The sequence below is a fragment of the Streptomyces diastatochromogenes genome (genome assembly GCF_002242805.1).
GTDB classification, from domain to species: Bacteria; Actinomycetota; Actinomycetes; order Streptomycetales; family Streptomycetaceae; genus Streptomyces; species Streptomyces diastatochromogenes.
The window spans coordinates 1-240 of sequence record NZ_MCGQ01000216.1; the positions used below are offsets into that span (position 1 = coordinate 1).

Annotated in this window: 1 protein-coding gene; it reads left to right on the forward strand. The window is 48.8% G+C overall.

Annotated elements, in window-relative coordinates; genetic code table 11:
* Nucleotides 1–240, forward strand: a 240-nt coding sequence (locus BEK98_RS49735; protein WP_208643456.1) for a hypothetical protein, incomplete at both ends; no start/stop codon positions are given.

A 240-nucleotide genomic window follows, 5' to 3' on the forward strand; every position in this document is an offset into this window, starting at 1 on the left:
GTCGCAAAGCAACTGACGGATTTGCGGGTCATCATCAACGATCAGCAGGTGGTCAAGCGTGGCCATGGGCAGTCAATCCGAAAACTCAAAACGCAGGAGATAGCCGAAAGTTCATCCAGCGATACACGCAAATGTAATGGAATGTTGTGGGAAACCATAATCACGCATCAGCGATACAAAGCCAGGGCATGGCAGGCGGAATCGCTCTTTAGACTACCGAACCTAAATGAGAGTAATTGT